27 protein-coding genes are annotated in these 26,376 nt (G+C 63.7%); 11 read left to right on the top strand and 16 right to left on the bottom strand.

The genetic code is table 11. From position 1 onward, the window contains the following. Positions 1–51: 51 nt before the first annotated feature. The 4 genes from bphC to EV641_RS17500 all read right to left on the bottom strand — a co-directional run bounded on the left by bphC (position 52) and on the right by EV641_RS17500 (position 4,221). On the bottom strand, positions 52–978 hold the full coding sequence (bphC, locus tag EV641_RS17515) for a biphenyl-2,3-diol 1,2-dioxygenase (RefSeq protein ID WP_132473355.1): 927 nt from the start codon (positions 976–978) through the stop codon (positions 52–54). 36 nt (positions 979–1,014) lie between these two features. Next, positions 1,015–2,193 (bottom strand): acyl-CoA dehydrogenase family protein, encoded by a 1,179-nt coding sequence (locus EV641_RS17510; RefSeq protein WP_132473353.1) that lies wholly within the window; start codon positions 2,191–2,193, stop codon positions 1,015–1,017. 194 nt (positions 2,194–2,387) lie between these two features. Then, positions 2,388–3,254, bottom strand: a complete 867-nt coding sequence (locus tag EV641_RS17505) for an alpha/beta fold hydrolase (RefSeq protein ID WP_054713748.1) — start codon at positions 3,252–3,254, stop codon at positions 2,388–2,390. A gap of 67 nt (positions 3,255–3,321) precedes the next feature. Further along, positions 3,322–4,221: an IclR family transcriptional regulator gene (locus EV641_RS17500; RefSeq protein WP_054713750.1), complete on the bottom strand. Its 900-nt coding sequence runs from the start codon at positions 4,219–4,221 to the stop codon at positions 3,322–3,324. Positions 4,222–4,530: 309 nt separating this feature from the next. Here EV641_RS17500 and EV641_RS17495 point away from each other — a divergent pair, with 309 nt between their 5' ends. The 3 genes from EV641_RS17495 to EV641_RS17485 all read left to right on the top strand — a co-directional run bounded on the left by EV641_RS17495 (position 4,531) and on the right by EV641_RS17485 (position 7,767). After that, on the top strand, positions 4,531–5,442 hold the full coding sequence (locus tag EV641_RS17495) for an LLM class F420-dependent oxidoreductase (RefSeq protein WP_132473351.1): 912 nt from the start codon (positions 4,531–4,533) through the stop codon (positions 5,440–5,442). Then, positions 5,439–6,584 carry an NADH:flavin oxidoreductase gene (locus tag EV641_RS17490; RefSeq protein ID WP_054713732.1) on the top strand — a complete coding sequence of 382 codons (1,146 nt, stop codon included), beginning with the start codon at positions 5,439–5,441 and terminating at the stop codon, positions 6,582–6,584. The genes EV641_RS17495 and EV641_RS17490 overlap by 4 nt, the downstream gene beginning before the upstream one ends. Before the next feature lie 133 nt (positions 6,585–6,717). Next, positions 6,718–7,767, top strand: a complete 1,050-nt coding sequence (locus tag EV641_RS17485) for a ferredoxin--NADP reductase (protein ID WP_054713734.1) — start codon at positions 6,718–6,720, stop codon at positions 7,765–7,767. An 81-nt stretch (positions 7,768–7,848) separates the two neighbouring features. On the opposite strand, the gene EV641_RS17480 is transcribed toward EV641_RS17485, so the two are convergent. Together EV641_RS17480 and EV641_RS29515 are read right to left on the bottom strand one after the other, a co-directional pair. Beyond that, complete coding sequence (locus EV641_RS17480) at positions 7,849–8,721, bottom strand: oxidoreductase (protein ID WP_132473349.1); 873 nt, start codon at positions 8,719–8,721, stop codon at positions 7,849–7,851. 378 nt (positions 8,722–9,099) lie between these two features. Next, complete coding sequence (locus EV641_RS29515; protein WP_199233291.1) at positions 9,100–9,240, bottom strand: hypothetical protein; 141 nt, start codon at positions 9,238–9,240, stop codon at positions 9,100–9,102. Positions 9,241–9,631: 391 nt separating this feature from the next. On the opposite strand from EV641_RS29515, the gene EV641_RS29870 reads away from it, so the two are divergent. After that, on the top strand, positions 9,632–10,282 hold the full coding sequence (locus EV641_RS29870) for a site-specific integrase (protein WP_347238240.1): 651 nt from the start codon (positions 9,632–9,634) through the stop codon (positions 10,280–10,282). After that, positions 10,173–10,739, top strand: coding sequence for a site-specific integrase (locus EV641_RS17470; protein ID WP_241997322.1), 567 nt, complete (start codon positions 10,173–10,175; stop codon positions 10,737–10,739). Before EV641_RS29870 ends, EV641_RS17470 begins: the two co-directional genes overlap by 110 nt. Before the next feature lie 3 nt (positions 10,740–10,742). Here EV641_RS17470 and EV641_RS29275 read toward each other — a convergent pair whose 3' ends face one another. Beyond that, entirely contained in the window at positions 10,743–10,913 is a 171-nt protein-coding gene (locus tag EV641_RS29275; RefSeq protein ID WP_158289185.1) for a hypothetical protein, read from the bottom strand. Between the two features lie 55 nt (positions 10,914–10,968). On the opposite strand from EV641_RS29275, the gene EV641_RS17465 reads away from it, so the two are divergent. After that, complete coding sequence (locus EV641_RS17465; protein ID WP_054713742.1) at positions 10,969–12,228, top strand: ISL3 family transposase; 1,260 nt, start codon at positions 10,969–10,971, stop codon at positions 12,226–12,228. Positions 12,229–12,574: 346 nt separating this feature from the next. Here EV641_RS17465 and EV641_RS17460 read toward each other — a convergent pair whose 3' ends face one another. Next, positions 12,575–13,009 (bottom strand): hypothetical protein, encoded by a 435-nt coding sequence (locus EV641_RS17460; RefSeq protein WP_054713744.1) that lies wholly within the window; start codon positions 13,007–13,009, stop codon positions 12,575–12,577. Between the two features lie 1,234 nt (positions 13,010–14,243). Here EV641_RS17460 and EV641_RS17455 point away from each other — a divergent pair. Beyond that, positions 14,244–14,882 (top strand): hypothetical protein, encoded by a 639-nt coding sequence (locus EV641_RS17455; RefSeq protein ID WP_241997319.1) that lies wholly within the window; start codon positions 14,244–14,246, stop codon positions 14,880–14,882. A 383-nt stretch (positions 14,883–15,265) separates the two neighbouring features. Beyond that, complete coding sequence (locus EV641_RS29865; RefSeq protein ID WP_241997318.1) at positions 15,266–15,418, top strand: hypothetical protein; 153 nt, start codon at positions 15,266–15,268, stop codon at positions 15,416–15,418. A gap of 40 nt (positions 15,419–15,458) precedes the next feature. On the opposite strand, the gene EV641_RS17445 is transcribed toward EV641_RS29865, so the two are convergent. Both EV641_RS17445 and EV641_RS17440 read right to left on the bottom strand, forming a co-directional pair. Further along, positions 15,459–15,791, bottom strand: a complete 333-nt coding sequence (locus tag EV641_RS17445; protein ID WP_241997317.1) for a hypothetical protein — start codon at positions 15,789–15,791, stop codon at positions 15,459–15,461. A gap of 364 nt (positions 15,792–16,155) precedes the next feature. Further along, on the bottom strand, positions 16,156–16,362 hold the full coding sequence (locus EV641_RS17440) for a hypothetical protein (RefSeq protein ID WP_132473345.1): 207 nt from the start codon (positions 16,360–16,362) through the stop codon (positions 16,156–16,158). Between the two features lie 22 nt (positions 16,363–16,384). Between EV641_RS17440 and EV641_RS17435 the strand changes: the two genes are divergently transcribed. Together EV641_RS17435 and EV641_RS17430 are read left to right on the top strand one after the other, a co-directional pair. Next, positions 16,385–18,085, top strand: a complete 1,701-nt coding sequence (locus tag EV641_RS17435; RefSeq protein WP_132473343.1) for a YiiX/YebB-like N1pC/P60 family cysteine hydrolase — start codon at positions 16,385–16,387, stop codon at positions 18,083–18,085. A 204-nt stretch (positions 18,086–18,289) separates the two neighbouring features. Further along, positions 18,290–19,318: a hypothetical protein gene (locus tag EV641_RS17430; protein WP_132473341.1), complete on the top strand. Its 1,029-nt coding sequence runs from the start codon at positions 18,290–18,292 to the stop codon at positions 19,316–19,318. A 469-nt stretch (positions 19,319–19,787) separates the two neighbouring features. Here the strand turns inward: EV641_RS17430 and EV641_RS17425 are convergent, their stop codons facing one another. Further along, positions 19,788–20,327 carry a GNAT family N-acetyltransferase gene (locus EV641_RS17425; protein WP_132473339.1) on the bottom strand — a complete coding sequence of 180 codons (540 nt, stop codon included), beginning with the start codon at positions 20,325–20,327 and terminating at the stop codon, positions 19,788–19,790. Positions 20,328–20,548: 221 nt separating this feature from the next. Between EV641_RS17425 and EV641_RS17420 the strand changes: the two genes are divergently transcribed. Then, on the top strand, positions 20,549–21,172 hold the full coding sequence (locus EV641_RS17420) for a recombinase family protein (protein WP_054717882.1): 624 nt from the start codon (positions 20,549–20,551) through the stop codon (positions 21,170–21,172). A gap of 153 nt (positions 21,173–21,325) precedes the next feature. On the opposite strand, the gene EV641_RS17415 is transcribed toward EV641_RS17420, so the two are convergent. The 5 genes from EV641_RS17415 to EV641_RS17395 form a co-directional block, all read right to left on the bottom strand. Next, positions 21,326–22,129: an SDR family NAD(P)-dependent oxidoreductase gene (locus EV641_RS17415; protein ID WP_054717879.1), complete on the bottom strand. Its 804-nt coding sequence runs from the start codon at positions 22,127–22,129 to the stop codon at positions 21,326–21,328. Positions 22,130–22,176: 47 nt separating this feature from the next. Beyond that, positions 22,177–22,446: a hypothetical protein gene (locus EV641_RS17410; protein WP_132473337.1), complete on the bottom strand. Its 270-nt coding sequence runs from the start codon at positions 22,444–22,446 to the stop codon at positions 22,177–22,179. After that, the gene (locus EV641_RS17405) at positions 22,427–23,608 is read right to left on the bottom strand and encodes a Rieske 2Fe-2S domain-containing protein (protein ID WP_132473335.1); all 1,182 of its coding nucleotides are present in this window, start codon (positions 23,606–23,608) and stop codon (positions 22,427–22,429) included. Before EV641_RS17405 ends, EV641_RS17410 begins: the two co-directional genes overlap by 20 nt. 182 nt (positions 23,609–23,790) lie before the next feature. Beyond that, a complete protein-coding gene (locus tag EV641_RS17400; RefSeq protein WP_054719694.1) occupies positions 23,791–25,464 on the bottom strand; it encodes an AMP-binding protein in 1,674 nt (557 codons plus the stop codon). Positions 25,465–25,503: 39 nt separating this feature from the next. Next, positions 25,504–26,316 (bottom strand): MaoC/PaaZ C-terminal domain-containing protein, encoded by an 813-nt coding sequence (locus EV641_RS17395; protein WP_132473333.1) that lies wholly within the window; start codon positions 26,314–26,316, stop codon positions 25,504–25,506. Between the last annotated feature and the right edge of the window lie 60 nt (positions 26,317–26,376).

The raw sequence follows: 26,376 nt of genomic DNA, 5'->3' as shown, positions 1-26,376 counted from the left end.
CGCCGCGCAGCGGTCGTGACATCGTCGGGTGCAGCGTCGGTCCTTGCTGGATCAGTCCTTCTTCGGTGGCGCGAACGCCGCGAGCGGTTCCGAATCGGACCAGTCGTGGCCCCAGTAGCTGTCGGCCGTGATTTCCTCTGCGGTGTAGAAGGTTTCGTCGACGAGCATGCCCTCGGTGCCGAACTCGAGGTCCCAGCCTCCCGGAGCACGCACGTAGAACGAGACCATCTTGTCGTTCGTGTGCCTGCCCAGGGTCGACGAGATCGAGAAACCCAGCTTCCGAACGCGATCGAGGGCCTGTCCGACGGCATCGAGGGTGTCGACCTCGAGCATCAGATGCACGAGCCCCGGTTCGCCGCCGGGAGGTGCCGGGCACAGCGCCAGGCTGTGGTGGCGTCGGTTGACGCCGAGGAAACGCACGCGGCGCACCGGAGGCGGCGCCGACAGCCCACCGAGCCGGACGGCACCGCGGGGAAGGAATCCGAGTACTTCGGTGTAGAATGCGTACTCCGCATCGAAGTTCGCGATGGGCAGCACGACGTGCCCGAGGCCTTCCTCACCGGTGTGGAAGCGGCCACCGAACGGGGTCACGATCGGACTGTGGTCGAGGACCGGACCGAAGAACACCTCGACGCGGGTTCCCCCCGGGTCGTCGAACGCGATGACCTGTTCCGCGTCCCGGTAGGTCGCCTCCTCCTCCGAGAGCAGTTGCACCTCGATGCCGGCCTTCTCGACGACCTCGCGCACGCGCTGCAGCGCGAACTGGTCCCGCACCTCCCAGCCGACGGCGAGTGCCTTGTCGGTGTCGCCAGGAAGGACGATCAAGCGTGCCCGGCGCTCGTCGATCCGCAGGTAGAGGCCATCGGCCTCCGGTCCGTTGCCGACCGCCATACCGAGCCCGTCGACGACGAGCTCGCGCCACCGGGCGATGTCTGTGGTCTGGATCCTGAGATAGCCCAGGCCCCGGATATCCGTCATGTCGAAATTCCTTCGTAGTTGTGGGGTCAGGAGGCTCTAGATCATTCCGCGCATGGCGCCCTCGGGCTCACCGCCGAGCTGCGTGAGGGTCGCCGCGTGGAAGATCGACCCGGGCACGTGGATCGCGTGGCTGAGACCTGCGTGCGCGTCGCGCCAGAAACGCTGCAACGGGTTCGACAGCTGGAGGGCTCCACCACCCGCGCGGGAGAAGATCTCGTCGACTGCCCGCACCGCGCGCCAGGCGGCGGCCGTCTGGGACCGGCGGCCGATCGCCCGCTGCTCGAACGTGACTTCCTGGCCCTTCTCGGTCATGTCCCAGAAACGATCCACGGTCTCGAGCAGTGCCGCGCGCGATGCCGCGATCTCTGCCGCCGCATCACCGAGAGCCGAGAGCACATAGGGGTCCTGCTTGATCGCGGTACCGGAGACGGTGACACGCTCACGCTGGGTCTCGATGTAGCAATCGAGCGCACCTTGGGCGATACCCACCAGCGACGACGTGATGCCGAGGGGGAAGATGCACGAGAACGGGAACTTGTAGAGCGTCTCGTCGCGTCCGGCGTCCTTCCATGCGACGCCACCCATGACGCGCGCAGCCGACAGGGTGCGGTACTCGGGTAGGAAGGCGTCCTTGACGATCAGGTCCTTCGAACCCGTACCGCGCAGACCGACGACGTTCCAGCTGTCCTGGTCGATCTCGTAGTCCGACCGCGGAAGCAGTACGTGCAGGGCCTGCGGCGGGTTCAGGCGGTTGCCGTCCTTGTCGCCGATTGCCGCGCCGATCATGACCCACTGGCAGTGGTCGGTACCTGACGAGAACGACCAGCGGCCGTTGAGGATGTATCCGCCGTCGACTGGCGTGGCAACACCCATCGGGGCGTAGGGCGATGCGATCCAGGTGTCGGGATCCTCGCCCCAGACCTCCTGCTGCGCCTTGGGGTCGAAGAACGCCATCTCCCACGGGTGCACACCGACGATGCCGCTGACCCAGCCGGTCGCGCCGTCCATCGCGCCGAGCGCCATGGCGGTTTCGGCGAATTCACGCGGGTGTGCTTCGAGGCCGCCGAACTCCTTGGGCTGCAGCATCCGGATGACACCTGCGTCCTTCAGACGCTTGGCACTGCGGTCGGTCAGGCGCATGAGCTGGTCGCCTTCTGCACCGTCGGCACGGATCTCGTCGGCGAACGGCGAGATGGAGTCGAGAACCTGTCCCATTTTCTCTCCAGCTTTCTGATCTGATGCCCGGAGGCTGACCGGGCGAGGTGGTGTCAGGCCGCTTACCGTCTCGACCTGGCTACGGGCGAGCGGAGCGACGGGAAATGATGATCCCTACGGTGGAGGATCGGCGACCACTGTGTGCGAATTTTCCGCTCAGCGGGAATTCGGTGAGCCGCTGAGAGTTCGGCGGGTCAGGTGTCGTTCCGCTTCAGGAAGGCGAGGACTGTTGCCAGCCACGCCTCGCGGGCTTCGATCATGGTCCAGTGTCCGCAGTTCGGGAACACGTGCAGTTCACCGCGCGGCAGTTCCCGCATCGGCAGCATTGCCATGTCGACGGGGCTCACGCGGTCGTCGCGGCCCCAGGTGAGCAGTGTGGGGATCTTGATCTTTCCGAGCTGCGCCCAGTACGGCGTGTCATTCGACGCTGCGGCGGCACGCGCGCCCGCCGCGAACGCCTCGGTGCCGTACATGCGACGGGCGATCTCGAGAGTCTTCGGCTCGGTGGCCAGCGCCCAGCGCTCCTCGATGAGTTCCTCGGTGACGATCGCGGGGTCGAAGACCATCGAGCGCAGCCAGCGAACCAGCTTCTCGCGGGTGGGGTCGTCGGTGAATTCCATGAGCAACCGGATGCCCTCGCCCGGCGAGGGCGCGAACACCGAACGACCTGCACCGCCGATCGTGACGAGCTTGTTCACGCGCTCGGGTTCGGCGATGGCGAACTGGGTTGCGACGATGCCGCCCATCGAGTTGCCGACGATCGCGACATCGGACAGGCCGAGGCCGTCGAGGAAATCCTTGACCGCGAACTTGGCCATCGCCATGGGGTGGCCGTCGCACGGGTCGCTGACGCCGAAGCCGGGGAACTCGAGGACGAGACAGCGGTAGTGTTCCGCGAAGTCCGCGAGGACGCCGCGGTAGTTCCGCCATCCCGTCACACCCGGGCCCGAGCCGTGCAGCAGCAGGAGCGGGGGGCCATCTCCAGCCTCGTGGTAGCGAAGAACTCCACGATCGGTCGCGAGTTCGCGTGCGGTGCCTTCTTGCGTCAGTTCCGTCGTCATACCCTCGACATTCCCAGTGATGCCGTTCACAGTGCGCCGAGGCTCCCGTTCATTGAGACGATTTCACTTACATCCACTGCCCGGATTGGGTCGCGACCAACCGTTCCATCGCCTGCGGTGACCACGACTGTGTGGGCTCGGCCGTGACACGGCGGGCGCGTCGCGGGGTACCGAGTTCGGGATGCAGGATGCGGGAGATGTCGCGGGCGGCGTCGGCGACCAGCGGCGCGACACGCTCGAGATGGCCCGGGCGTGCAGGCCCGCACAGGGAGATTCCCGCGACCGGGCCGACCGGGCTACGCACTGCTGCCCCGACGCATGCCATGCCGTTCTGAGCTTCGCCGGTTTCGAAGGCCAGGCCATGGCGCTGCCGGATACGGCCGAGTTCCTGGTGGAGGGTGGCGAGGTCGGGGATCGTTCGTTCGGTTCGTCGCACGAGGTGGGTGCCGTAGAACGCATCGACGTGCTCGGGCTCGAGGCCGGCGAGGATCGCCTTGCCGCACGCGGTGATGTACGCGGGGACGCGGCCGCCGACACGCGAGGTGAGGGTGGTGGCGAGCTGGCCACCGATCTTGTCGAGGTAGATGCAGTCGCCGCGATCGAGGATCGCGAGGTGCGCGACCATGCCGGTCTGCAGGTGGAGTTCATGGAGGAGCGGTGCCGAGGCCTCCCGGATGCGACTGTGACCGTTGTCGCTTGCGCCGAGCGACTTCGCGCGGCGCCCGAGGCAGTAGCCGAAGGAGGCGTGGTCGACCCATTCGAGACGGACCATCTGGTCGAGGATGCGGTGGACGGTCGAGCGGGGCAGACCGGTGCGGCACGCCACCTCTTCGAGTGTCAGACGCGAACCGGCACCGTCGAATGCGTCGAGGATCAGCGTCATGCGCTCGACCATCGACGCCGGAAGCTCACGCTTGGACTCCGAGGTGTTCTGCACGGTCGCGCTCTGCACTGCAACGGCCTGCATCTCTGCGGACTGCACCATCGTTTCTTCCTCTCCGAAACTTGCCTCTACCTGGGTGAACAAGCAAAACTGAAATTCATTCTTGTGCCGACGTGACTAGTATCACCCAGCGGGCACCGATAACACAAGTACCGCCACCGTGCGCTGCGTCGCCCACTCACCGAATCCACCCGGCCACGATTGCCTCGACACGTCCCACTGAGCAGGAGATCGCGTGGCCCGCCCTGGCTCGCCGGGTAGAAAAGTCGAATAGGACGAGCACGTGTCCACCCCGCGCTGCCGCGCCCAAGTCGGTTCGAGGTGATCGATCGGATGTACATAGGGATCACGTCACCTGTGGTGATAGGCCACCCGGCCACACTCGCCGAGTGGGAACGCGATGCCGGCATCGTCGAACTCGCACGTGTCGCGGAGACAGCCGACAGCCTCGGATTCCACCACCTCACCTGCAGCGAACACGTCGCCGTACCGACAGACGTCGCAGCCGAACGCGGCGGCGTCTACTGGGATCCCTTGGCGACCTTCGGCTACCTCGCCGCGCGCACCTCACGGATCCGGCTCAACACCCGCGTCCTCGTCCTCGGCTATCACCATCCCCTCGAGATCGCGAAGCGGTACGGCACCCTCGACACCGTCAGCGGCGGCCGGCTCGTCCTCGGGTTGGGAGTCGGAAGCCTCGAAGAAGAATTCGACCTCCTCGGCGCGCCCTTCGCCGACCGCGGCGCACGCGCCGACGAAGCCCTCACCGCTCTGCGCGCCTGCATGTCGACACCGACACCCGAGTTTCACGGCACCTACTACGATTTCGCCGACGTCTACGTCAGGCCGCATGCGATCCAGCCGCGTGTTCCGTTCTGGATCGGCGGGCGAACAGCAAGGTCCTTGCGACGCGCGACAACGCTCGGCGACGGCTGGTTGCCGTTCGGCCTCACGTTGGAACAGACCGAGACGATGCTGCAGAAAACCGAGCTCCCCCCAGGATTCGAGGTCGTACTCTCCCCGAGCAGATCCCTCGACCCACTCGGGTCGCGCGACCGGACCCTGCGCGCACTCGACCGCCGCAGGCAGGCCGGAGCGACGATCGTGAGCACGGCCATCTCCGCCACCGGCATCGAGCACTACTGCGATCAGTTGCATGCGCTGCGCGATCTCGCACCCGAGATCGGCGCTGCGTTCGACTCCCCTCCCCTGTCCGATATCGACGAAAGCACCACTCGCACATGACTCGAACGCTGTCCCCTCTCTTCCGCCCTCTGTCGGTCCGATCGCTGGAACTGCCCAACCGCATCGTGATGTCGCCGATGACGCGCTCACACTCCCCCAGCGGCGTACCCGGAGCCGACGTCGCCGAGTACTACCGGCGACGCGCCGCCGGCGGCACCGGACTGATCATCACCGAGGGCACCGCGATCGAGCATCCGACGGCCATGGACAACACGCGCGTCCCCCGCATGTACGGCGACGACGCACTCGAGGGCTGGCGGCGGGTGATCGACGCAGTCCATTCGGAGGGCGGCAAGATCGTCCCGCAGCTGTGGCACGTCGGACCGCTCTGGGGCGCAATGGCCGGCGACGTCGATCCCGATCTCACCCCGATGCGTCCTTCCGGCCTGTGGGGTGAGCCGGGTGTGACCTCCTATTCCGACGAGTACGTGGCTCGGGCCACGCCCCCGTGCCGCGCCATGACCGGCGAGGACATCGCCGACGTGATCGCTGCCTACACCCAGGCGGCTCGCAACGCCCGAGAGGTCGGGTTCGACGGCATCGCTCTGCACGGTGGTCACGGCTACCTGCTCGATTCGTTCCTGTGGGACTCCACCAACCAACGTGACGACGAGTGGGGCGGCGATCTCGAGCGCCGTACCCGTTTCCCCAGCACCGTGGTGGCATCGATCCGAAAGGCGATCGGCGACGACGCACCGATCTTCTTCCGCTTCTCCCAGCACAAGCAGCAAGACTTCACCGCACGGATCGCTCAGACCCCCGACGAGCTGAAGACGATCCTCACTGCGCTGGCCGACGCCGGCGTCGACGTGTTCGACGCGAGTATCCGCCGATTCGACGTCGCAGCCTTCGAAGGCAGCGACCTGTCGCTCGCCGGGTGGGCCAAGAAGCTGACCGGCGCGATGTCCATGGCGGTCGGCAGCGTCGGCATCGGCGCCAGCCTTCGGGAGAGCCGTCTCGCCGGCGTCGCTCCCACCGACGACAACATTCCCGAGCTCGAACGCCGGCTCTCCGACGACGAATTCGACCTCATCGCCATCGGCCGCCTCCATCTCGCCGATCCCGCGCTGGCAACCAAGCTCCGCGACGGAGCTGCACTGCCAGAGTTCGACCGGTCGGTGCACGAGAGCACCCTCACCTGAGCGCACCGGATCGCGTTCACTCGACTTCGGCTCTCCTGCTTGGTGTCCCAACCATCGGGAGAGCCGTTCGTCGTTGTCGATGTTCCCATTACCGTGATCCATACACCTTTTTCCCGCATCGAAGGAAGCCACGATGACATCCGTTCAGACGGCAGTGAGCACGCACGCGGTGGCGGTTACCGTGGCCGCTGTCGTACAGGAGACCGCCGACGCGTGCTCGCTGGTCTTCGACATCCCCGCAGACCAGAGAGAACGGTTCACCTACAAGCCCGGCCAGTTCCTGACCCTCCGCATCCCGAGCGATCGAACGGGCTCGGTGGCACGGTGCTACTCGCTCGCGAGTTCACCGCACAGCGACGAGCAACTCAAGGTCACCGTCAAGCGCACCGCCAACGGGTACGGATCGAACTGGCTGTGCGACAACGTCTCTGCTGGTGACGAGGTCGTGGTGCTGCCACCGGCCGGCGTATTCACGCCGCGCAGCCTGGACGACAAGCTGCTGCTGTGCGCGGCGGGCAGCGGAATCACGCCGGTGATGTCGATCCTCAAGTCGGCGCTCGCGGCGGGCAACCGCAACATCGTCGTGTTCTACGCGAACCGCGACGAGAAATCCGTCATCTTCGCGCAGGAACTGCGCGACCTGGCGGTCCGCTACCCCGGCGCCTTCACCGCGCTGCACTGGCTCGAGACCGTGCAGGGCCTGCCCGTCACGGGTCAGCTCACGGCGCTGCTCTCGCCGTACACCGAGCATCACGCGTACATGTGCGGTCCGCAGCCGTTCATGGATGCGGTGCGCGAGGGGCTCGGCGCGGCCGGGATGCCGTCGGGCCGAATCCAGGCCGAGGTGTTCACCTCGCTGTCGGGCGATCCGTTCGCCGAGATCACCCCAGTGGAGGTGTCCGACGACGAGGACACCTCATCCGTGCAGGTGAGCCTCGACGGCGACGACCACGAACTGACCTGGCCGCGGTCTGCGACCCTCGTCGACGTCATGCTGTCCAAGGGCCTCGACGTGCCGTACTCGTGCCGGGAAGGCGAATGCGGTTCGTGTGCGTGCACGGTCGTGTCCGGCAAGGTCGACATGCCCGACTCCGCGATCCTGGACGACGAGGACATCGCGAGCGGATACGTGCTCGCGTGCCAGGCGCGTCCGATCAGCGAGCGCATCGAGATCGAGTTCTGATCGGAATCGTCCACCGGCAACAGAAAGGGGCCGGCGAGGTGAAAACCTCGCCGACTCCTTTCCGGATCTCGTACCCGGGCGTCAGCGGCCGATCCGGTCGAGCTCGGCCACAGCGTCTTCGGGGAGCGCAAGGGCTGCGCCGTCGATGTTCTCGTGTAGGTGCGCCCTCGCTGATGTGCCGGGGATGAGCAGGATGTTCGGGGAGCGCTGCAGTAACCACGCGAGTGCCACCGACGTCGGTGTCGACCCGAGCCGCTCGGCGACCCCGGAGAGCGTCTCGGACTGCAGCGGCGCGAAACCTCCCAGTGGGAAGAACGGGACGTAGGCGATACCCTGCGCAGAGAGTCGGTCGATGAGGTTGTCGTCGTAGCGGTGCGCGAGGTTGTACATGTTCTGTACGCACACGATCGGGGCGATGCCCTCGGCTTCGTCGACCTGCTCAGGACCGACATTGCTGAGCCCCAAGCGCCGGATCAGGCCCTCCTGCTGAAGTTCGACGAGAGTTCCGAACGCTTCGGCGAGAGAACCGGGTCGGAGACCGTTGGCATCGCCCATGCGCAAGTTGACGAGATCGAGGACCTCGACGCCGAGTGATCGGAGGTTTTCCTGGACCTGATCGCGGAGTTCCTCGGGTCGCCGGGCGGTGGGCCAGCCGCCCAGCGCGTCGCGGTTCGCCCCGACCTTGGTGGCGATGACCAACGAATCGGGATACGGGTGCAGGGCTTCGCGGATCAACTCGTTGGTGAATCGGGGGCCGTACGCATCGCTGGTGTCGACGTGGGTGATACCGGCGTCGACGGCCTCGCGGAGCACGGCAAGCGCGGCATCACGGTCGGCGGGTGGCCCCATTGCCCATGGGCCTGCGAGCTGCATCGCACCGTAGCCGAACCTGGTGATGGGAGAGTCGCCGAAAGTCCAAGTGCCACCGGGAAGTGCGGTGCTGAGTGGTTCCATCTCGTTCGCCTTGTCCTTGGTCACGGGTGGCGCTTGTCGCTACCCACGACCATGATCGTGGCGTAACTCACTCTCAGGAAGTAGGCACCTGAAAGTGTGTAACCAACCCGAGAGAGAGTGGCCGAGGACGAGGAGTGCACTGGCGCGCGACGGCATGTTCACCCGCACCGCAGCTTTTCGCACACACTTTCGATACGCTCGATGTGCGGTAGCTGTGGCAGCTATCGCTATTTCTGCTCGATCGTCGAACGGGCTCCAGTTCCGGTGACCAGACCGTCAAGAATCGGCGAACCCCGCTCGCTTGTGAAGTTGGGTGGACGCGTCCGCGTCCGGCCGGACGGTACGTCGGTATTCACGATTGTCGACGTCGACGGCGTGTCAGCTTGCGAGAGCCTCGGGGCCGACGTCGTTCTTTTCGTTGCTCGTCTTCTTCGCCGCGATCGCCACGACACGAGCAGACGATGCACGGCCGAGCTTCTTGTCGACCTGGGCGGAGTGGACACCTACCGAGAACCCCAATTCCACGATCGTGCCTGGCAAGATGCGTTCAGACCGCCAAGAACTACCCGAGGGCTACACCAAGGAAGACGCCGACAAGGCCGAGATCGCCGAGGCGAAAACTCCTCGCAGCGTCACGCTCCCGCACAGCCCGCAGCGCCGGTGCCACCAACGTTCTCGCTGCCGCGGCACCCACGGACTGCATGACCTACTTCCCGGCATGGCAGTACCAAGTCTGCGGCAAGATCCGAGTCAAGTACGACTCCCTCGGCGGACCGAACAGCTTTCTGCTCTTGCCCACAAGCAGCAACATCACCAACGGTGACGGCGTCGGACAGCGCGTCACATTCGAGTTGACTGAACTAGGACACGAGTTTCAGCAGGTAGCAGACGGTTTCTGTGGTTGAGGTCTATGGTCACGACTGTGCCGATCGACGAAGATTCTGCGCGAAACCTCGCTGAGTTGACGGTCCCGTTGCGGGGCTCGCTTCGCACGACCGACGACCGATGGCAGCCCGTGGATCTAATCGATCCGCACGGGGCGCCGGTCGAGGCGGTCGCAATCTACTTTCAGGATTTGCAGGCGCGGGGCTGCTCGGATGCGACGGTTCGCTCGTATGGGATGGATCTGCTGCGCTGGTTCCGTTTCCTGTGGGCGATCGACGTCGCGTGGAGTTCGGCGACGCAGCGCGAAGCGCGCGACTTCTGTCGGTGGATGCTGTTGGCAGGCAAACCGATCCGGCCGCATTGGCGAACCGGATCGTCCGAGCAGTCCGCGGCATCGAGTGGGAAGCCTTACTCGGCGTCGGTCCGGGCGCATTCCGAGACGGTGTTGCTGCTTCTACCAGTTTCATCTCGAATCAGCGCGTGGACCGATCATCAATCCGTTTCCGTCGGGTCGGTCGGCGCACGGTTGGCGAGCACACGCGCACCACAATCCGATGGACCCGTACGTGAACGAGCGCACGGGCGTGTATCGCCCGACGGTGCCGTCTCGGATACCGAGGGCGGTTCCCGACGACGAGTTCAACGAGATCTTCGCCCGGCTGCCGTCGCATCGTGATCGAGCATTGGTGGCGTTCTATGTCTCTACCGGCGCTCGCGCATCGGAATTACTGTCGGTCACACAGGGCAGGGTCGATCCAGGACGGCAACTGATTACGGTGGTGCGCAAGGGGACTCGAGAAATGCAGCAGCTACCTGCATCGAGTGATGCGCTCGTGTGGCTGCGCCTGTATCAACTCGAAGCGGCCGGCCGGGTCCCAAAGGGACCCCGGCAACCACTGTGGTGGACCTTGCGTGCTCCGGCTCGGCCTCTGACCTACCACGCCGTGCACCGGATGTTCGAACACGCCGGAACACGAGCCGGCAGCTCGGCCACCTTGCATGCACTGCGTCATACCGCTGCCTATCGCATGGCCGAGGACCCGAACGTGCCGTTGACCGATGTGCAATTCGTCCTCGGTCATTCTCAGGAGGATGTCCCGAAGTCCGTGGAACTTCGGCAGTGGCCCCTGTGAGAATCAGGCGACGCTCACCCGATCAGTGTGCACGACCATCACCTCCCGGTCGAGCGCGGCACGCAGCGCCGGCAGGTGCAGGTGCCCGTTGACACGACGGAACTTCGGATCTATTGCTCTGAATGTGGATGACCGAGCATGTGCTACGACGAGCAGCAGTGAGGATGGGCGCACGGGCCGCCCGTAAGGTCGAAAGCTCCTACACTCATCCACCCACCGGAGCCGACCCGTGCGCGCCACCACCCTACTGAACCAACTGCTGGCCCTGCCGAGCACCACCGTCCGTGACGTCGAGATCACCGACGGTCGCGTCGTGGTCGAGGTCCACCCGAAACACCGCCGGATGCAGTGCCCACACTGCGCATTCTCGACCCGTCACCGCTACGACACCCGCGACGTGGATTCGTCGTGGCGGCACCTGGACCTGGGCGGACGCATCTGTGTGCTCACCCTACGACGCCGACGACTGCACTGCCCCGAACACGGGGGGCTGGCCGAGGCAGTGGACTTCGCCCGCCCCGGATCGAAGTTCACCCGCGACTTCGAGGACCTGGCGGTATGGCTGGCCACCAAGACCGACAAATCCACCGTGGCCCGTTTCTGCCGCGTCACCTGGCGCACCGTCGGCGCGATGTGCAGCCGGGTCGCCGCCGAGAAACTCGACCCGGACCGGCTGGCGAATCTGGTCGACATCGGCGTCGACGAAATATCGTGGCGTCGGCACCACAAGTATCTGACCCTGGTATCCGACCACGAGTCCGGAACGATCGTGTGGGGTACCGAAGGCAAGAACGCGGCCGCGCTCGACGAGTTCTTCACCGACGCGCTGCCCGACGGTGGGGCCGAGAAGATCGAAGCGGTGTCGATGGATCTGGGGCCGGCGTATCGGAAGTCGGTGCGCGCCCACGCCCCGCAGGCAACGATCTGCTTCGATCCGTTTCACGTCGTCAAACTGGCCACCGCCGCGCGGGGCGACGTGCGCCGTCGACAGTGGCAATTGGCGCGCACCCTGTCGGACACGCAGGTCGCGAAAACCTACAAGGGGGCTCGGTGGGTGTTGCTCAAGAACCCGGAAAAGCTCACCGCCAAACAGGAATCGACCCTCGATTCACTCAAACGCCACGGTGGTGCTCTGGTGCGTGCCTACGAGTTGAAGGAGGCCCTGCGGGCGGTGTTCGCCGGTGACCTCGACGCCGATCAGGTGCACGCCATGCTCGGACGATGGTGTTCGTGGGCGCAGCGGTGCCGCATCCCGCAGTTCGTCAAGGTCGGCCGCACGATCCGGAAGCATCTCGATGGCATCTTCGCGGCCGTCACCCGGGGGTTGGCCAACGGACGCCACGAGGGCCTGAACAACAAGGTCCGGTTGGTCATCCGCCGGGCCTACGGATTCCACACCGCGGAGAATGCGCTTGCGATGGTCATGCTCACGTGTGGACCGGTCGCCCTTGACCTTCCATATCACACGGGGGCTCATCCACATTCATGACAAGAGCGCCCTCAACTACATCCGAAACACGTGTGCTCACCACGCCAGACTGTGGAACAAGAAACATGACTGTGCAGATCGTGAGGATCGTGTCCGGATCCGTCCGGCAGGTGCGTCGGTGTTCAGAATTGTCGACGTAGCTGACGAGGGCCGGTTCGTCCTCGAATCGGTCGACGGAATCCCCGAGGGGTACCGGTTTCCGATGCGGGAAGAAGACCTGATTCCGGAGTAGCGCATCAACTGACGCCTGTGGACGCATGCCGTCTCCGCTGAAATTCCGTATCGTTGCAGGCCGCAGGTCGGGTAGTTGCGATTGCGGTACCTACGTGTGACAGCGAGTCGGTTGTTACGCGCGATCGATGATCGAGCGGATGCTGCTCCACAGTCTTACGGCATCCGGTTCATACTTGTCCTGGCAGTCTTCCTCAAGTTGGGTGAACTGCTCATAAGTGTCGATGTCGGCGGCAATGCACTCTTCGTGCTTGTCGCTGATCTTGATCCAGTTCTCGACATGCATGCCGAGCTCGCTTCGAGGTGATCCTGGAGGTAGATCGGGGATGTCCACCTGCATCTTGCGAACGTGGTGGTCGATGTATTTGAAGCACTCCCCTGTGCAGTCCTCGTTCTTGAGCGCGTAGGCGTACCTAGTGCGAAGGGAATCCCAGCTCACGCCGCTTTCTGCACTGGAATTCGATGCCTGTTCGAGCGGATCGCCGTTGGAGCAGGCAGCGGTGAGGACACCGGCTGCTACGAGGACAGCCATCGCGGCGATGCGGAACATGGGGAGATTCTGTCACGCTCCTACGAGCAAAGTCCGCACCAACCGATCGATCCACCGCGACCGATCCCGGGGGCGAATCGCCCAAACGGGTTTACTGGCGGGTCGTCCGGATGCGCACCTGGCCGCCGCGGCTTCCCATCCGACTTGAGGCTGCGGTTCGCGAGTGCGTGTGGTGCGTGGCGAGCGATCGGCTTGTGCGTCGGCAACGGAGTTTCGTTGCCGGGGCGTTGCTGTAGGTAGCCGCGCTCTGGGTCGCTGCACCAGCGTCTTCGAGCACACCGCGTGGACTGTTGGTTCTGCCTGGGCTCACGTCGCCATTGTTGCCCACAACACCGCTGCGGCACCGAGCCTGGCGACGCTGGCCTGACGCTCCGGATTGATGCCTCGCTGACGCTGTGCACATCGCATATCTGTACGCCCCGAAGGTGTCGTCGACCCCGACGCCTGACCGGACATGAGAAACCCCCTGGTAGTCCCACTGCCAGGGGGTTTCTCTATCGGCACTATCTCATCCGCCGGCGAATCCGCTCGACGAACCTCGCGATGTCTTTCCTGTACTTCCACGCCGTCTGCAGTATCAATATTGGGATCGATACCGGTAGCGACGTCGCGACGGTGGCCCATCCTACCGAGACGCCGAACGCCCCGAGGATCACCATAGCTAGGTTGAACATGTCGTACGCATCGAACGTGCTTTTTATTATCTTCTTATACAAACTCCCTCTTTCGTAGTTAGCGAGTCTCCCCGCTCTCATATCTCATCTTACCGGACCTGATGGCCATTGTCAAGGCATAACCGCAGGTCAGAAGCTATTTCCAGAGGGTGTCGCCGACGTGCATCACCCAATTCGAGGCGCCTCGCAACCTGTCTCAAAGGCAAGGAAATGAGACGGTGGGCAGGATTCTGTGGGGCAGCGATCAATGCGTTTGTGTTCGTTCATCCCTGGGCGGCTTGTTCCGCATACTTCCTATCGGAAGTGGACCTTCGGGTACGAGTTCGGGTGATCTGAATGCCTGCGACCTTCGGGTCTCCGAAGTGAGCGCCCGCAGCTAAGTGCCTTGGTAGTCGACGGAAGTTGGCCTCGGCAACGAGAAACGCGTCTTCATCGTACCTGTCCTGCAACACGACACGGACTGCGAGGGATCGTTCGATAGTCATGCGCAACGAAACTGTCGGTGCCTCATGACAGGCTTCAGCACAGCTACTTGAACTCTGTGTGAGAGGAGGTGCCCGGTGGGTGATCTACACCCAACGCCTCACCTGCAGGCCGCGGCCTGGGTACCCGACGATGATCCCGGGCGTCCGTGGGACGAGGCCGCAGCTCTTGCTGCCGACTGGATCTGGGAGCGCAGTGAAGCCGAAGGAGTCCAGCCGCGCCTGGTGACCAACACCCTCCAGAACGCTCGAAATATCGAGCATCTGGAAGAGATTGCTCAGGCGGGCGGTCAGGCTACGCCGCAGAGCAAGAAACGACTCGATCGTGGTCCGGTGCTGGCCTACGTGCCGGACGAGCGGACCTTGAATCTCGCACTCGACCTCGCTCGCGGTTACTCGATCGCCGTGGTCGAGACCGAGAGCTTCCCGCTTGCTGAGTGGGCGGCGGGCACCGGAGCGGTCAACCTGCTGGACGGCAGCGTCAGCGCTGGCAACCTGTCGGACGACGTCATAGCGGACCTTGACCGCGCAGTGTTCTTCGGTGGAAACAACGGCTGGACCGGGCCGCATGAGAAAACGCACGCTCGCAATCATTTGGTACGTCATGTCCAGGCAGGTCTCCTCACCCCGGAGCAGGCAGCATCCTACGTTATGGCTGTGGGAGTCTCGGGCCGCGGCGCCACGCGTCTACGCCGGCTCCTTGAGAAGGTTGGGTGAGGTCGCGCCGTGGCAGGAACGAAGTTCTACCGGTATCACTGGAACCGACTTGAGAAGGGTTCCACCGTCGTAGTGCGCCTGAGTAGGGCAGCCAATGTCCGCCTCATGGACAGCACCAACTTCAACGCCTACAAGAACGGTCGGGATCATCGTTGCAGTGGGGGCCTGGTCACGAAGGTGCCGTTCCGCATTCGCGTTCCACGCACCGGAAGTTGGTACTTATCAATCGACCTCATGGGACTTAAGGCCACGGATGTCCGGCATTCGGTGGAGGTGGAGCCCCCGCCGCTGCCTACCGCGAAGTCCGTTCCACTGCAGTCCCTAGACGGAATCCGTCATGAGCGTCCCCGCTGGGGCCGGACGACAACGGCGAGACCTGGGATGTGTTCATCTCCCACGCGAGTGAGGACAAGGAGCTTGTCGCGGGGCCGCTCGCCGAGACCGCGCAGGCCGCGGTGCGGCTGGCCGCCAGCGACCCCGACACCGCCGCGGGCGAGCTGGCCCGGATCGATGATGTCCGGCAGATCTACTTCTGATCCGGGTGTCCGGTGCCTGCCCGCGCCGCAGCCGTCGGGGTTATTCGATGTAGGCGCCGGTGCCCGGTGTCCAGATGATCGCGCCGCCGGTGAACGTCTGACGTAGCCCATCGGTGCCGTATGGTTGCGCCGCCGACGACGGGAACCCGAGCGGGCTCGCCGCCCCGCCGAGGCTGTTGTACAGGTCCTTGATCTGATCGCACACCTGGAACGGTGACGGCCAATACGTCTGGCAGTCCGCCGCCGGTTGTACCGGCGCGGCCGCGGCCACACCCCCGCCGGTCAGGCACAGTACCGCCAGTCCTGCCGCGGCCATACCGGTGGTCATCCGTCGCCGCATCATCGAGCTCGTCACGCCGTTACGCACCCGCATTACGCACTCCTGCACATGAATTCGCGGGCCTCCCCGCAGGGTGCCCGATCGTCTCCGGGTGGAGACGATCTTGTCTGTCTAGCACCGAATGCCCAGTCCGGTACCCGTTTGCAGGAAAATACAGGTCAGACGGTATCTGTGACAAAAGTGTTATCTGTTGCGTTTGTGGTTTTTGGGAAACCGTTTAAGTTGCAATGAAGCGATGGCGCCACCGCTGTACCTATCGGACTACGAGAAGTAGGTAACAGATGGATTCGCACACCACAGGTGGCTCCGTCATGTCCCGACACAGATGGCTACGCCGATGCCTGGTCGCGGGCACCACGGTGTTGATGGTTGCCGCCGGGGGATCGGCAGCCTTCGCTCAGCCGGTCGAGACGACCCCGACCGCACCGGTGACCACGACAACCCCGGCCGCACCGGAGCTGGTGCCGCTCGAGGAACCGGCCGAGACCACCGTGGTGGATCCGTGCGCGGTGCCCACCACCACACCACCGACCACCACGACCACGACGTCGCCACCGACCACCACCACAACGACACCTCTCGCGGTCCCGGTGGAATGCGTCACCGACACAGCAGTACCCGAACCCGTGACACCGGAGCCGACACCGGCCTCCGACACAGTCCCCGCGCCCGCAGCACCCGAGACGGCACCCACGCTGGAGCAAGCCGCGCCGGTCGAGGAGAACCTCGCGCCGCTACCGGCGGAGCTGCTGCCGGCCGCACCGGCCGCCGATCAACCGGTCACCCCGGAAGATCCGGAACTGTCGTCGAAGACCGCCGAGCCGGACCTGGATTGGGCGCCGACCCAGAACCCGAAATCCGAGATCGTGCCCGGTCAGATGCGCTCCGACCGGGAGGAGATCCCGGCGCCGTTCACCAAGGAAGACGCCGACAAGGCCGAGATGATGGAGGCGCAGGAACGCTCCGCACTGTCACGCATGTCGATTGCGGCGGTGACCTGCCAAACCTATTGGCCGTCGCCGTTCCAGGTGTGCGGAGCGATCCGCGACAAGTACAATTCCCTCGGTGGTCCGGCGAGCTTTTTGACGTACCCGACCAGCGGAAACATTATCAATCCCGGGAATACCGGCGAACGGGTAACGTTTTTGAATGGGCCTATTTACTGGTCTGCGGCCACGGGTGCGCATCCGGTGGTCAACAGCTTCTTGAACCGGTGGGGCATCCTCGGTTACGAAGCGGCCACCGGGATGCTCGGGTATCCGACGACGGATGAGATCGTGCACGCCGATGGTGTGGGGCGTCGTCAGGAGTTCCAGCGTGGCGCGATCTACGTGGCGTTCCAGAATGCGATCGGTTCTGCGATCCGCAACGGTCTGATCCGGGACAAGTGGAACACCGTCGGGGCCGAAACGCCTGGTAGTTTGCTTGGCTATCCGATTCAGGACCCGCTGGATCTGCCGGATGGGCAGGGGCGGATGAGCCGGTTCGAGCGTGGTGTCATCTACTGGCACCCCACTACCGGAGCATGGCCGGTCACGGGCGCCATCTTGGATCAGTGGTCGACAGCAGGACATGAGCAGAGCGGCCATGGCTATCCGATCGGGGATCAAAGCGACGATGGAGTTCATCTTTCGCAGCCGTTTCAAACCGGAGTACTCACGGCGCCTGGTCAGACTGCTATCGAGTTGGCGCTGAGAAATCCTGGCACGACCGCCCAGCAGATGATCGACCTGGCAATCGCCGCAGCTGGTCAGGCTTCCATATCCGCTGCAGAACTGTTGTCAAACTCTTTGGCTCACGCCCAGGAATACGTTGAAGTGAGTGGTGACTGGCCCACTGAGGACGATTGGGAACTTCTTCCAGATGCCCGAGGGTACGGAGATTTCTTCTATTCGGATAGCAATCCGGAATTCATCGGTGCACGATGGGTTAATCATGGGCACAACGGTCTCTTTACATCTCCCCAGTCGTCCGTCGAATCGAACAATAGCGCTGGAGTCCACGAGATTTTTAATCCGACAGCCGATGACGGAGAACCGCGGAGGGTCCGAAATCCACAGCTTGGCTGGGTGAATACCGACTCGTCGACACGGCAGGCCGCAGTCAACTTTGCCTTGTCGAAGGTCGGTAAGAGTTACAATAACAACTTCGCGTGGTCTAAACAGATCAACGACGATCAGTACAACTGCTCTCAACTGATCTGGGCGGCGTACATGGATGCTTCCAACGACACCATCGATCTCAGCCACTGGTGGGCCGATCCTAGCTATGGTGTTTACCCGTTGGAGATATTCACCTCCGAACACGTCACCCCGTACTACCCCTGACCAAAATTGGTCGGCTCCGCAATTTTCCAAGATTGCGGAGCCGACCTGGCGATGAAAGCTGTTATGAAACCAAAGGTGAAGTCCCTCCGATCGCGTATCAATGCGTTGATCGCAATTTCGATTTTTTCTGCTGTTTCATGCGCTCCACAGGATCAAAGCGGAGAACCTAACTCCCGTACCATCCCTACGGAATCAGTAGGTATCGTGTCAATTTCGCCAAGAGGGGTGGAATCTATTGACGAAATTGACAACTCAATGGTATTTGCCTTTGATTCGAACGGTGAAATAGTGGGAAGATCAGAGGGACAATCCATCCATTCTCTACAGGCGTCCATCTCGGGCCGTAGTGCAGTTGTTCCATTCGGTGACAGAGTGTCCATTTTGACCGAAAATTCCTCGAATGAATTTCCGATCGAAAGGGAGTCAATTGTTCAATCCGTGGCGAACGCCCCCAGTTCTGGAGCGGTTACGATATGGTTCAATAGCGGAATTTCCAATGGACGATACGTAAACAGATTCGCTTCCGTCTCAGCAGATGGATCCCTGAAGACAGGGAGCGTTCCAGGGATGGTTTTCTCTTCCGTCTACTGCGGTGATCGAAATTTTGCGCTGGTGCGTGAATCGTACATCGGTTCGACCGGAAATCCGGAAGATAATTATCTATACGAACTGGATGGATCTGGATTCCCGACTGTTCGAGCAGAGTGGAAGTACCCGAGTTATTTCTCCAGTATTACGCCTACAGGTGCATGCACTTCTGATGGGAAAAAATTTGTGTCCCTATATATATGGGAAGATGCTATATCCAGTGATGGAAGCGGTGACCTTACGCTGGTTCAGATCGACACCGAGACTGGTGTCCGATCGGAAAGGCCTCTTGATATGTCCGGGCATACTTGGGTAACCGAAAGATCTTCTCTTTCTATTATCGGGGACAGGTTATATTGGATAACAGGAGATGGTGAGGTTATGTCATCGGCCCTCGAAGGATCATCTGGGGTGGAACGCAAATGGATTATTCCTGAATGGCATGACAGGGTTCGTGTTTCCGTTGAGGGGGATAAGGTTTCCTTTCTTGATTTCGGGAATAGTCCATTTTATGCGGAGTTTGACCTAATTAGTGGAAACCAGACTCTGGATGCAATTGAATTGCCGTGGCTTAACGAAATTGCAGGGTCGGACACTCTCAGTGGTAAGACGCAGTACACTGTCTCCGATGTCGACAATATTTAGCCGTGGGTCCGTGTGGTCACGGCTGTTTCTCGGGGGGCGTTGGTAGAGCGTGCAAAAAATATGAGAATTGTGGAACGGATAGTGCAATTTTTGGTTGGCGGCGTTCTGGGTGCGTTGGTATGGATGCTGCTAATGTCGGTATTGGCTCTATCTGGACTAGTTTACGAAAACGACGGGCAGTCCTGGCTTCTCGGTATTGGCGTTCCGGCCGCTGTTGCTGTAGCGGTCTTGTGGGGGGTTCCGCGAATCAATGCTCGGCTGCGAACGGGGGCGTGGTCGTTCGTAGCTGGCATGTTGATGGCGCTGCTTCTGGCCTTTTCTGCTGCCTTCATTCTTGGCTGACAAATGTGGCAGGTCGCCCGACTGGGGGCGTCGGTTCCCTGATTCTCGTCGGCGACAGACCCGAATTGTCGCTCGGCGAAGTGAGGGCTCCCGACACGGCACAGAAAATGTGCTGTTTGACGGATCCTCAAATGGTGCACGCCCCGGCTGCGGCCGAACACTCAAAGTAGTCGCAGGTGGCGCCCTTGTAGAAGCGCTTATCCACGAAGTGGAAACCTGCCTTCTCGAGTACCCGCACGCTCGCATGGTTCCCGGCCTCGACGTGCGCGCAGAGGCCGTTCGACGACTGGTCGACTGTCGGATGTTCGATGTGCCAGCGGACCAGGCCTGATGCGATCTCCGTGGCGAGGCCACGATTCCACTGGTCTGGGCGCAGGGCATACGCCAACTCACGACCCGCGCTACTTTCGCCGAAGCCGGCACGACCGATCATGTCGCCATCACGGTTCGCCACACGGCATTTGGTCCAACCTCGAACCCGTTGCTCGTCACGGTATTCGGCAATCCTCGCCCGTGCTTCGTCGACGGTTTCGGGACGCCCATGCCCGATGAACCGCATCGTGAGCGGGTCGGCGTGCAACACCGCCAGATCCTGCAGATCTGAAGCGAGCCACGTCGTGATCCTCACCCGATCAGTAGTCAGGATCGTCCAACGACTCTCCTTCATCCCGCCCCCTTCCGTTCGCATCGTCCACATTGTCGTCGCTCGGTCGCCTGCAGCTTTCGGCGCGGCGCCAAGGTGTCCTGTTTGACGATCCTCTACCAGCACACCCGAAAACGGCCCCGCCCCCGAATCCCGCCCCCGATCACAGCCTCGAAGGGTGCGCTGGTTAACCGTCCTGCATGTCGGTCCGGGATAGGTGACCTATGACGGACTATCGTCGCCTGGTGACCGAAATCCTCATCGGGTACGCCCGATGCTCCACTCAAGGCCAAGATCTGCGAGCGCAGCGCACAGCGCTCAAACGCCTCGGCGTCGAACCGGACCGGATCTACACCGACAAGGGCTGCACCGGACGCAACCGCCTACGACCCGGCCTGCGCGAAGCACTGGCCGCGTGCCGCACCGGTGACACGTTGGTCGTGGCGAAACTCGACCGGTTGGGTCGCTCTGCCGTCGATCTGCGTGCCATCGCCGACGAACTCGAGGCGAAAGGTACCCGGTTGAGCATCGGCGGGTCGATCCATGACCCCAAGGATCCGACCGGCAAGCTCTTCTTCGGCATGCTCGCATTGATGGCCGAGTTCGAGTCCGACTTGATCAGGGCTAGGACGAAGGAAGGAATGGCCGAAGCGAAGAAGGCCGGCCGACTCAAAGGTAAGCAGCCGAAACTCTCGGCTCTGCAACACAAACGACTGCTCGACGACTACGAATCCGGTCACTACAGCGCCGCGCAGCTCTGCGAGATCAGCGGGCTCTCCCGCTCTGCGATGTACGCGGCACTGCGTCGTGCACGCGAGGACACCGGAAACACTCGGCAGGTCGAAACGGCTGGAACCGCTGAACGGTGATCGCGGGCGGTGAAGTAAATCGTTGTTCTCCGCCCGCGATCCACTAGTTTCGATTGGGTGATCGGATCAGTGGATGTGTGGCGTTGAGGACGCTGCTCGCCACGCCGACGCCCACACAACGGGCGTGATGGTCAGCGCGACCGATTCTGGAGTCTAGCGGTTCAGCAGTGCCCGCATCGCCTTCGCGGCACCCTGCACCATCTTGTCGCGCGGGAAGCCGCTGCGCTTGATCGCTGCCTCGTAGTTACCGCCGGCAACCCACACCGGGCCGTCCGCCAGATGCTCGAGGCCCTCGCGGGCCACGTCCTCCGGCTCCGACACCAACATGCCCGGCACATCGAAGTTCAGGCCTGCACGCTCCATCGCGGGTGTGCGGGTGACTCCCAGGATCAGCTCGACCACGTGCACGTTGTACGGCTCGAGTTCGATCCACAGGCTTTCCGCGAAGACCCGGCTGAATGCCTTCGACGCGGCGTAGATGCTCTGGTGTTCCGAACCCATGTATCCGGCAAGCGACCCGAGCAGCATGATGCCGCCGCGACCCATCTCCTTCATCCGCGACCCGAACAGGTGCGACAGTTCGATCTGACGGTGCACGTTCAGTTCGATCACGCCGCGGAAGCCGTCGAGGTCGCCGGTGACGAATTCGTGGCCGTAACTGTTGGCTCCGGCATTGAAGATGAACAGGCCCACCTCGAGGTCGGCGGTCGCCGACCGGATCGTCTCGACGGCGTCGGCCGTGAGCAGATCCAGAGAGAGCGTGCGCACTTCACCGCCGTGCACACGCACCTTTGCCGCGGTCGCCTCGAGGGGTTCCGGCTTGCGGGCAATGAGCAGCAGGTCGAATCCCGCGCGGGCGAGTTCGTCGGCAAAGGCCGCGCCGACGCCCTCGGAACCACCGGCGATCACCGCCCACTGTCCGTACCGAGCGCGATCGATCGAAAGGGTGGCGTTCATCAATATCCTTCGAAAGTGTTGTGGCGCCGGTCATCCGGCCACAGAGACTATTGGACGATCGGGGCCGGAACCGGCGCGTCGTCGACGACGTCGATCAGCCCCTCGGCCGCGGCGCGAGTGATGGTGGCGACCATCGACGGGCACGTCGGCCGCGGCGCGCCCGGGCGCCGGGACGAATCCGTCCCGGCCCCGAACCCACCGCGAGACCGGTGACACTGCTGACGCGACTGCTGATCCCACTGGATCTCGGTGTGTTCCCAGCTGTTCTTCTTCACCAGCACCTGCGCCATGCAGTCGCTACACCTGAGGGGCTGCATTTTCCTGCTCCGCGCCTGCGGCTGCCTCAGCTGCCTTTGCAGCGAGGTTGGCCTCGACTTCCTTCATCCAGGCTGCGACCGGCCGGGTGGTGTCCATCTCGAACTCGAAGCGGTCGGTCATCTCCGGCTTGACGTCCTCGACGTCGACGTAGAACTGCTCGTACCAGCGACGCAGCTGGTAGACCGGTCCGTCTTCCTCGCACAGCAGCGGGTTCTCGATCCGGGTCTTGTTCTTCCAGATCTGGATGTCCTGCTCGAAGCCCCGCGCGATGAAGGTGCCGAACTGCTGCGCGGTCTGGAGCGCAGCGTCTCCCTCGAGCCGATCCGACTTCTTGACGATCATCCCGTACATGAGCACGAACTTGTCGGCGGAAACCGGGTAGTGGCAGTTGAGGAGAACCGATTCGACGTCGTAGCCCTCGTACTGGTACTTCAGATCGTCGATCATGAACGACGGGCCGAAGTACGACGCTTCGGAGTGGCTGCCGAGCATCTTCGGCTGGCCCTCGGTGTTCGGCCGCATGTCGGTGCGGGCCTGGCCCTTCATGATCTGCGTTGCGACGTGTCCCTCGAAGATATTCTTGAAGAACGTCGGGAACGAGTAGTGCACGTAGAAGAAGTGCGCCATGTCGACGATGTTGTCGATGATCTCGCGGCAGTTGGTGTCGACCTCGGTGGTGTACCAGACCCAGTCGGTCCACTCGTCACTGGTCGCGCCCTCGATCCGCGGGATCGCGGCGTCGTCCGTCGGTGCGTTGCCCTGGGGGTCGTGCCAGACGAAGAACAGGCCGTCCTGCTCGAGCGTGTGCCACGAGCGAGTCTTCGCGATCGGGGGCACGCGACGGGCGTACGGAATGTCCTTGCAACGGCCGTTGCCGCCCCATCGCCAGTCGTGGAAGGGGCACGCGATGTTGTCGCCCTTGACGGTGCCCTGGGTCAGATCGCCACCCATGTGGCGGCAGTACCCGTCGAGGACCTTCAACTCTCCGTTGCTGTCCGCCCAAGCGACGAGCTTCGTGCCGAACGCTTCGACGGAATGCGGCTTGCCGTCCTTGAAGGACTCCGCCAGCCCGAGGCAATGCCACCCGCGAGCAAAGCGGGTAGGAGCGGAACCGACGACGATTTCGCGGATTTCGGTGTCACCGGAAGTATCCAGGCTCACGGTCGTCCGTCCTTTCGGAAGTAGTGATCGAGTGAGCGGAACTGCGTGTTCCGTTCGCGGCGCGGACTCGTCGCGGGCTGCGAGACAAGTCCCGGTGGGGCTGTATGAACGTCACGGTAGGTGAGCGATGTCACGGCCGAGCTGCAGATCCCGCTCGGTGAGACCGACCCGCCCCGCCGCGACTACGCAGAGGTGAGCGGGGCCGGCAACAGCGAGGCCCGACCCTGCTCGGTGAAGTCTCGTTCGATCTGCGCGCGCGCCTCGTCGTCGAGCAGAACGTATTCGGGGGTACGGCCCACCCGGACGTATACCGGGTCGGCGGTGCTCCACGCGGCGGCGCGCAGCGGCGCCTTGTCGATCTTGTTGCTGCCTGTGAGCGGGATGTGATCGGTCACGCGCACGAAACGCGGCCACCACTTGTCTCCCATGTCCGGCTGCTCGGCGAGTGTCTGCCCGAATACCTGCGGATCGAACACCGTGCCGGCGTCGAGCTCGACAGCGCACATCACCTGGTCGCCCGTCGCCGGGTCCGGTACCGCGAACACCGGTGCCGACAAGATCCCGGGGATCCGCACCAGGATGCGCTCGACGGGTGCGGCCGAGAAGTTCTCGCTGTCCACGCGCAGCCAATCCGATGCGCGGCCTGCGAAATAGAAGAATCCGTCGGCATCGCGGTAGGCGAGGTCGCCGGACCAGAAGTCGCCGTCCTTGACGCGTTGGGCGGCCGCTCCCGGGTTCTTGTAGTAGCCCTCGAACGACGCGGCACCGCCGATCGCGACGATCTGTCCGACCGCCTCGGAGTTGAGCAGGCGCCCGGTGTCGTCGAACTGCGCGCGGGGGCATTCCTCACCGGTGTTCTCGTCGAGGACCCGCACGTCGGCGCCCCCCGGCGCCACACCCAGCGACCCGACGGGGGTGTCCGGGGTGCGGTTGATCCGGAAGACGCCCTCGCTCGAGCCGTAGCCCTCGATGACCGTGCACGCGAATCGCTCCGAGAACCGGGCAATATCGACCTCGGATGCTTCGGTGCCGAAAGCGACTTCGAGCGTGCCGGTGCGGTCACGCGGATCTTCGGGCTTGTTGAGCACGTACGACAGCGCACGCCCGACGTAGTTGACGAAGGTCGCGCCGTAACGGTGGATATCGTCGGCGAATCGGCTGGCCGAGAACTTCCGGATCAGGCCGACGGTCGCGCCGACGCGCATGGCGGTGCCGAGGTTGAGCATGACGGCATTGCCGTGGAAGAGCGGCATGCACAGGTACGCCACCGAGTCGCGCCGCATCTGCGTGCGCTCGACGAGGACGTCGAGGAGTTTCCCGAGCCTGCCCTGCGTGACGATGACCGCCTTCGGCCTGCCTGTCGACCCGGAACTGAACAGCAGCAGGGCGATGTCGTCGGGCGAAGGAACGGAGTCGGGCAGATCGGCGCCGCGATGCGGTTCGAGGAAGCGCAGGTACTCGGGCGAGTCGATGTCGAGGATCCGGTCGGCGGGCAGACCGTGGTCGGTGCCGTCCACCAGGTGCGCGAGGCGCGATTCGGTGATGACGAAGTCCACGTCGACCTGACGGATGTCATCGGCGATCTCCGGTCCGCTGCGGCTCGCGTTGATCCCCACCACCACGGCACCGGCGAGCGCACCGGCCCCGATCCAGAACACGAAGTCCGGGACGTTCTCGAGCAGCACGCCGATATGTCGACGACGATCGGCGGGCTCCCCGACGGCGGCGGTGAGCGCGGCCGCACGGTCGGCGCTCTCCTGGATCACCTGGTCCCAGGTCCATTGCCGGTCCTCGAACCGCAGACCGATCTTGTCGTCGCCCTTGCGGGAACGCACTACTTCGGCGAACGTGTCCAACTTTTTCCTCCAGAAAGTTCCGGCCCTGTGCGAGGGCGGTCAGGCGAACGTCGCACGCGCACCCGACACCACGGCGTTGTCGCCGGCGCGGACGTCGAATTGCAGGTCGGTGCTCTCGCCCCAGATGCGGAGCTCGTGGTCGTCGCCGGGGAACGCGGGGGCAGCGAAGCGTCCGGACAGCGACGTCAGGTCTGCCGGATGCGCACCGATGGCGCGGGCCAGCGGGATCGTCGCCGCGGCGAGCGTGCACAGTCCGTGCATGATCGGGCGGGGCTGCCCGATGTGTGCCGCCGCCTCGGGGTCGATGTGGATGTGGTGCCGGTCGCCGGTCAATCGGTACAACGCAGCCTGGTCTTCACGGGTGCCCAGGGTGGTCGTCCGGTCCGGGTCGCCTTCGGGCGCCGGCGCTGCCGACGGACCGCGTTCCCCACCGAAGCCACCTGCACCCGGCGCGAACAGCGACCATGTGGCGACGAAGAACTCCGATTCGACCAGGACTTCGAACACCGCGGCACGGCCCTTGTCCCACACCTCGCCGACCTCGGCCGACAGCGTGAGCTCACCCGCGCGCGGCAGCGGTGCGCGAACCTCGAGGCTCTGCGACCCGTGCACGGCGGTGCGGGTGTCGAACCCACCGCGAGAACCGAGCTCGTCGGGTGCCCACTGCGCGAGCGTGAGGGCGAACGTCGGGAGCACTCGGAGCCGGTCTTCGAACACGAGATCGAGATCAGTGGCGGGTGCGCCTACCGCGAGGGCGTACAGGATCGCGTCGCTCTCGTCGTAACGGACGGTGCGCGTACCCAGTTCGACGCCGCGCCAGCGGGCGGCCGACGATTCTTCGATGGTGGTCATGGTTGTCGGTCCTTTCTCCACTGTGAGCAGGCTAAGTGGGTCGGCGACCGCTCCCCTCGG

Origin of the sequence: Rhodococcus sp. SMB37, assembly GCF_004345605.1 — a bacterium.
Taxonomy (GTDB): domain Bacteria; phylum Actinomycetota; class Actinomycetes; order Mycobacteriales; family Mycobacteriaceae; genus Rhodococcus.
This window is presented reverse-complemented; position numbering and strand designations above follow the sequence as displayed.